The sequence below is a fragment of the Arthrobacter sp. H41 genome (assembly GCF_000520535.1).
GTDB lineage: Bacteria > Actinomycetota > Actinomycetes > Actinomycetales > Micrococcaceae > Arthrobacter_D.
This window is the reverse complement of the sequence record NZ_AZRZ01000446.1, coordinates 1-5,957: the sequence shown is the minus strand read 5'-3', so window position 1 is coordinate 5,957 and position 5,957 is coordinate 1. Positions and strand designations below refer to the sequence as shown.

Below are 5,957 nucleotides of genomic sequence, written 5' to 3'. Positions count from 1 at the left end.
CCCGCGCATCACGCCGGGCGTACGGACGTCCGCCATCGACCAAGACCCCCGGGACTTCACGGCAGAGGACGAGCACGCTTTACGGGAACTCGCCGAAGCCGCCCAACACGAGATCGATCGCTGACCGCGTTCATCGGAGGGGTTCTTCACCCTTTCGCCGAGGTCATCAACGGGGTTGCCCCGCGCATCACGCCGGGCGTACGGACGTCCGCCATCGACACAGAGGCATACGGGTCGCAGCCACCACGTTGCTACCAGGGTGGTGGGTGTTTTAGTTGTCGAAGTGGGTTTCGGGGGCTTGCTGGCCGACGGAGGCCAGGACCTGGGCTGCGACGTCGCGGAGTTTAATGTTGCGTGCGTTGGAGGCGGCTTTGAGGATGGTCATGGCTGCGTCGTGGCTGCACCGGTTTTGTCCCATGATGATTCCGGCGGCAAGATCGATGGTGGTGCGCGACGACATCGCCGATCGAAGGTTTTCGCTCGTCTCGGTCAGCTGCGCGATGTGAACGGCCAGGCGGAGGGACGCGGAGGCTTCGCGGGCGAAGGTTTCAGCGGTGGACCTAGCCTCGTCGGTGAAAGCGTTCGGTGTCGTCGCGTAAAGGTTCAGGGCGCAACCCGCGTTCCCGTCCAGCGGGATCGGCACCCCGAGGATGGAGCGAATCCCGTGCTCATCGATCGCAACTACATAGTTCGGCCACTGATCGTCCTGGCGGGTGTCCTTGACGTGGGTGGTTTGGTGGGTGCGGGCAGCGGTCAGGCAGGGCCCGTCCCCGAAGGAGTATTGCAGTTCATCGAGGTTGCGGGCGGTTTCGCTGCTGCTGGCCACCGTCTCGACTTTCCGGGACCGCCGCGCCTGGTGATGCCGCCTCGGACCAGAAGTACGAGGACGGTACCTACACGCAGGTAGGCACCTACGTCTCTCCCGGCGGGCCCGAGGAGATCGGCATCACACTCACCCTCGAAGGCGATGCCGTGACGGCGGCGGAGGCCGAGCCCATGCCCTCCAACCCCACGACGAAGCTTTACCAGGAGCGCTTCGCCAGCGGCATCCAGGAGGAGATCAACGGCAAGAAGCTCGACGATCTCGAGGTCGACAAGGTGGCAGGATCCTCCCTGTCCAGCGGCGGATTCTCCGAAGCCGCCGAGAAGATCAAGAGCGAAGCCGCACTCTAGGTGGGGAGTCTTCCATCATGAGCAGCTTCACCTTCGACGCGATCGGCACCGCCTGGCGCGTCGACAGCGGCGCCGAGCTCGATCCCGCGACGCGGCGCCGCATCCTTGAGCTCACCGACGAGTACGACGCCGTGTACTCGCGTTTCCGCACGGATTCGGCGGTGTCGGCGCTCGCGAGGGCAGGCGGCTCGCTGACGCTTCCCGACTCCGGCGCGGAGCTCGGCGCCCTGTACACCACCCTGTACCGGATCACGGGAGGCTCGATGTCACCCCTCGTGGGTTCCGTGCTGGAGCATCAGGGCTACGACGCCGCCTACAGCCTCACGCCACGGGGGCCGGCGAGCGCCGCGCCGCGGTGGGAGGACGGCCTCGAGTGGAAAGGCAACATCCTGACGGCTCGCCGGCCGGTGCTCCTCGACATCGGCGCCGCGGGCAAGGGCCAGCTCGTGGACCTGGTGGGGGCTTTCCTGGCGTCCGCCGGCTACGACGACGTCCTGGTCGACGCCAGCGGCGATATGCTGCACCGAGGGCTCCGCCCGCTGACCGTGGCCCTCGAACACCCCTATGATCCGACGTCGGCCATCGGCACCGTGGTGCTCGACAACCGCGCGCTGTGCGCATCGGCCTCCAACCGGCGGGCCTGGGGCGATGGGCTCCACCACGTGGTCGACGCCGCGACGGGCAGAAGCGTGGAGCGCGTGGTCGCCACCTGGGTGCTCGCCGCGGACACGATGACGGCGGATGCCCTTGCCACGGCACTCTTCCTGACGGAGCCGGACAACCTGGCGGCCGAGTTCGAGTTCGATTACGTCCAGGTTTTCTCCGACGGGCGCGCCCGCTACTCCCCTTCCCTGAATGGAGCGCTCTTCTAGATGAGAACCCAATTCGATACCCTGCTGGGCCGATTCACGATGTACCGGCTGACGCTGGCCCTCCTGGTGGCGCTGGCCCTCGAGGCATTCCTCCTCTCCGCCGCCGGGCTGCTGGCCTTCACCCTGACCGAGCTCGCCGCGACCCTCGCTGTCACGCTCGCCTCCACCGTGGTGGGCACCCGCCTGATGGCGCTCATCCTTCGCCTCCGGCCGCACGCCGAATCGACCCTGATCACCGGCCTGATCCTGTTCTTCATCATGTTTCCGTCGAACACCGCCGCCGGGCTCGGCGGCATCGCCGTGGCAGGCCTCGCAGCGGGTGCCTCGAAGTTCCTCCTGGCCGTCCGCGGCCGCCACGTCTTCAATCCCGCGGCGATCGGCGCGGTGGTTGCGACGCTGCTCGGTGTCTCAGCGGCAGGGTGGTGGGTCGCCAATCCCTACCTGCTGCCCCTTGTCCTCCTCGGCGCCCTCGTGCTGCTGTACCGGACGGGGAAGCTGACTCTGGGGCTGGTGTTCGTGGTGGTGAGCGCTGCCATCCTGATCGCGGGGCTCGTGGGTAACGGCCTGGGCGCGGGCGCTGCCGCCCAGCTGATCTTCCTTTCCTACCCCATCCTGTTCCTCGTCGGCTTTCTGCTGACCGAACCCCTGACCCTCCCACCGCTGCGGTGGCAGCAGCTGACGGTCGCCGTCGTCGTGGCCGTCATCTTCGCCTCCCAGCCGAGCATCGGCCCCATCCTCCTCGGACCGGAGTTCGCCCTGGTGATCGGCAACGCGGTGGCCTTCCTGATGGGCCAGCGCCGCGGGGTGCGTCTGCGCTACTCGGGCCAACGGCAGCTGACGCCCACCAGCACCGAGCTCGTGTTCGAACCGGCCCGGCCCGTGCGGTTCGATGCCGGGCAGTACATGGAGCTGACCCTTCCCCATGAACGCGCCGACGCACGCGGGGCGCGGCGGACGTTCAGCATCACCTCGGCGCCCAAGGACACCTCGCGGATCAGCTTCGGCCTCCGGACCGCCGAGCCGAGCAGCTCCTTCAAGAAAGCCCTCCTCGGCCTCCGCGAGGGTGCGAGCATCACCGGCACCCTGGTCGGCGGGGATTTCCGCCTGCCCGGCGACCCGTCGGTTCCGCTGCTCCTCGCGGCGGGCGGCATCGGCGTGACGCCTTTCCTCAGCCAGCTGCGGGACGTGGCGGAGCGCGGGCAGGAGCGGGACGTCGTCCTGGTGTACGTCGTGACGTCGTCCGCCGAGATCGCCTACCTGGCGGAGCTGAAGGATCTCGGTACCCGGGTGATCCTGTTCGCGGCGGACAACCCCTCCGACGATGGCGTAGTGCTGCCCGCCTCCTGGCGTTACGCCGGTTCCGGCTACCCGGACGCCGACGCGCTGGTCAGCGAAATCCCGGACCTCCGCGAGCGCCGGGCCTATGTCTCGGGCTCGCCGAGAATCATCGCCCACCTCAGGGCAACACTGAAGCAGGCCGGCACCCGACGCGTCGCCACCGACGCGTTCCTCGGGTACTGAACCTGCACTGCGTCTTTCCCGCCCGCCGGTTTTCGCGGGGCATCGTCCACCTGCTAAGCTCGATAAGTCCTCTTGAGGGCGCGCTCGCCGCGTTCCTTGCCTTCGTAGCTCAGGGGATAGAGCGTCCGCCTCCGGAGCGGAAGGTCGTAGGTTCGAATCCTATCGAGGGCACCACAGCAGCAGGGAAGTTCCTGCAGCGAGAAGGAAGCCGCCGTCGTCCTGAAAAGGGCGGCGGCGGTTTTTCGTTGCCGGACGGCTTCCTCGCGGATACCTCCAGCGAAGTGATTGCAGTGCATGCACTTCCTCCAACCGGGAGCTCCGGCACCCGCAGCTAGAGCGGCCAGTTACTCGAGCGCCCCCATGTCACGAAGACGGCAAGCAGCAGCGCCACGATGTTGATGGCGAAGGACTTCTCGCCCCGCGACAGGTGGAAGATGATGGACAGCACCATCACCAGGGCAAGGCCCGCAGCCGCCAGGGGGACGAGGAACGTGGCGATGTTGAACACCGCCGGGAGGATCAGCCCGAGGGCACCGAGGATCTCCGCGACCCCGCCTGTCCGCGCGTAGGCGGGTTTCTCCTCCGCCCACTCCAGCCCACGGGAGGCGAGTTTGTCGAGGGGAAGGAACGTCTTCGAGATCCCTGTTGCGAGGAAGAACGCGGCAAGGATGGCGGCGGCGATCCAGAGTGCGATATCCATGGAACGTCCTCGGGCTGATGGCTTCCGTCCGATAATTCTGCGCCTCCGCCGGATCTTTGGAAAGCATCCGTCCCAGCCAGTCACCAGCAGTCGCTAGTAGGCTGTTCCGATGGCTGAAACAAACCCCCGTCAGCAGCACATCATCGACACCCTCGTGGAGGCTCACGACAACCTGATGCAGGCTGATCCGCGCGCATTCCGGGCACGGTTCCGGAAGATGGCAGCCGACCCCTACGCGTTCTATCGGGGCAGCGCCTCCATCTTCTACTCCGATATGAAGGAGTTGGAGGATTCCTGGGCGGATGAGAAGACCAGCCGCGTGTGGATCCACGGGGACCTGCACGCCGAGAACTTCGGCACCTATATGAGCAACGAGGGCAAGCTGACCTTCGACGTCAACGATTTCGACGAAGCCTATGTGGGGCATTTCTCATGGGACCTGCGGCGTTTTGCGGCGTCCCTGACTCTGCTGTGCTGGCAAAAGGCGCTTCCCGCCGAGTCCACCCGGGAGCTGGCGCGTACCTACCTGGAGTCCTATCTCGGAAGAGTCGATGACTATGTGAAAGACGAACGGTCCGACTTCTCCTTCGGCCTGCACAATTCCGAAGGCACCATCTACTCGATCCTGCAGGTGGCTCGGGCGGCCAAGCGGACTCGGCTCCTCGATGCTCTGACGCACATCGAGGACTACGAACGCCAGTTCCGCGACGACGGGTCCATCCGGCAGCTTGAGGACGCCGAGCGCCGCAAAGTCGAAAGTGCTTTCCAGGCATATCTCGACACGATTTCCCGGAACGAACGGTCCCGGCGGAGGGTGTTCTACCGGGTCAAGGGGATCGTCGGCAAGAAGGGGTTCGGCATCGGCAGCGCCGGACTTCCCACCTACAACATCCTCATTGAGGGTTTCGACGAGGCCCAGGAGAACGACATCATCCTGACGATGAAACAATCGAGTATCGCGGCCCCCAGCCGGATCGTCACGGATGAGCGTGTCCGCAACTACTTCATCGACGACGGACACCGGGCCGTCATCAGCCAGCGCTCGCTCCAGACCCACACGGACCCCTTCCTCGGCTACACCACGCTTGACGGCACCTCCTATGTCGTCTCTGAGCTCTCCCCCTACAAGCGAGACCTGGACTGGGAGGACCTCACCGAGCCCGGCGACATGGAACCGGTCCTCAGGAGTCTCGGCCAGGCCACCGCGAAGATCCACTGCTCCACCGACCAGGACAGCGACCACGACCTTGTTCCGTTCCGCACCGAAACAGCCATCGCCGAGGTACTGACCGGCAGAAAGGAAGAATTCATCGGGGACATCATCGGTTTCGCGGAGGAGTATGCCGCAACGGTCCGCAGAGATCACGCACTCTTCGTTGATGCCTTCCGGGAAGGGAAAATCACCGCTGTGCCGGCCACCACCATCGCCTGATCAGGACTATTGCTGTCCTCGATAGCGGGTAGCTTGGGATCATGCTCGAGACTTCGGCGCGGCTCCTGCACCTGCTGTCCCTCCTCCAGATGAGGCGGGAATGGACGGGCCCCGCACTCGCCGTACGCATGGAAGTCACGGAGCGCACGGTCCGCCGGGACATCGGGAAACTGCGAACCCTCGGCTATCCCATCCAGGCATCCCCCGGCGTGGCGGGCGGCTATCAGCTCGGACCGGGCGCCCAGCTCATCCCGAAGTG

7 protein-coding genes and 1 tRNA gene are annotated in these 5,957 nt (G+C 65.9%); 6 read left to right on the top strand and 2 right to left on the bottom strand.

What is annotated here, in order from left to right; genetic code table 11:
* Positions 1 to 271: 271 nt before the first annotated feature.
* On the bottom strand, positions 272 to 826 hold the full coding sequence (locus Y705_RS16360; RefSeq protein WP_049822068.1) for a GAF and ANTAR domain-containing protein: 555 nt from the start codon (positions 824 to 826) through the stop codon (positions 272 to 274).
* Positions 827 to 972: 146 nt separating this feature from the next.
* Between Y705_RS16360 and Y705_RS16355 the strand changes: the two genes are divergently transcribed.
* The 4 genes from Y705_RS16355 (at position 973) to Y705_RS0101025 (ending at position 3,740) form a co-directional block, all read left to right on the top strand.
* Positions 973 to 1,173 (top strand): hypothetical protein, encoded by a 201-nt coding sequence (locus Y705_RS16355; RefSeq protein ID WP_049822067.1) that lies wholly within the window; start codon positions 973 to 975, stop codon positions 1,171 to 1,173.
* Positions 1,174 to 1,190: 17 nt separating this feature from the next.
* Positions 1,191 to 2,045 (top strand): FAD:protein FMN transferase, encoded by an 855-nt coding sequence (locus Y705_RS0101035; protein ID WP_026531529.1) that lies wholly within the window; start codon positions 1,191 to 1,193, stop codon positions 2,043 to 2,045.
* Positions 2,046 to 3,566: an FAD-dependent oxidoreductase gene (locus Y705_RS0101030; protein WP_026531528.1), complete on the top strand. Its 1,521-nt coding sequence runs from the start codon at positions 2,046 to 2,048 to the stop codon at positions 3,564 to 3,566.
* A gap of 98 nt (positions 3,567 to 3,664) precedes the next feature.
* Positions 3,665 to 3,740: transfer RNA gene (locus Y705_RS0101025), tRNA-Arg, on the top strand.
* 157 nt (positions 3,741 to 3,897) lie between these two features.
* On the opposite strand, the gene Y705_RS0101020 is transcribed toward Y705_RS0101025, so the two are convergent.
* On the bottom strand, positions 3,898 to 4,266 hold the full coding sequence (locus Y705_RS0101020; protein WP_026531527.1) for a DoxX family protein: 369 nt from the start codon (positions 4,264 to 4,266) through the stop codon (positions 3,898 to 3,900).
* A 109-nt stretch (positions 4,267 to 4,375) separates the two neighbouring features.
* Here Y705_RS0101020 and Y705_RS0101015 point away from each other — a divergent pair, with 109 nt between their 5' ends.
* Together Y705_RS0101015 and Y705_RS16350 are read left to right on the top strand one after the other, a co-directional pair.
* A complete protein-coding gene (locus Y705_RS0101015; RefSeq protein WP_026531526.1) occupies positions 4,376 to 5,698 on the top strand; it encodes a DUF2252 domain-containing protein in 1,323 nt (440 codons plus the stop codon).
* Positions 5,699 to 5,739: 41 nt separating this feature from the next.
* Positions 5,740 to 5,957, top strand: a 218-nt coding sequence (locus Y705_RS16350) for a helix-turn-helix transcriptional regulator (RefSeq protein ID WP_155849835.1), incomplete at its 3' end; no start/stop codon positions are given.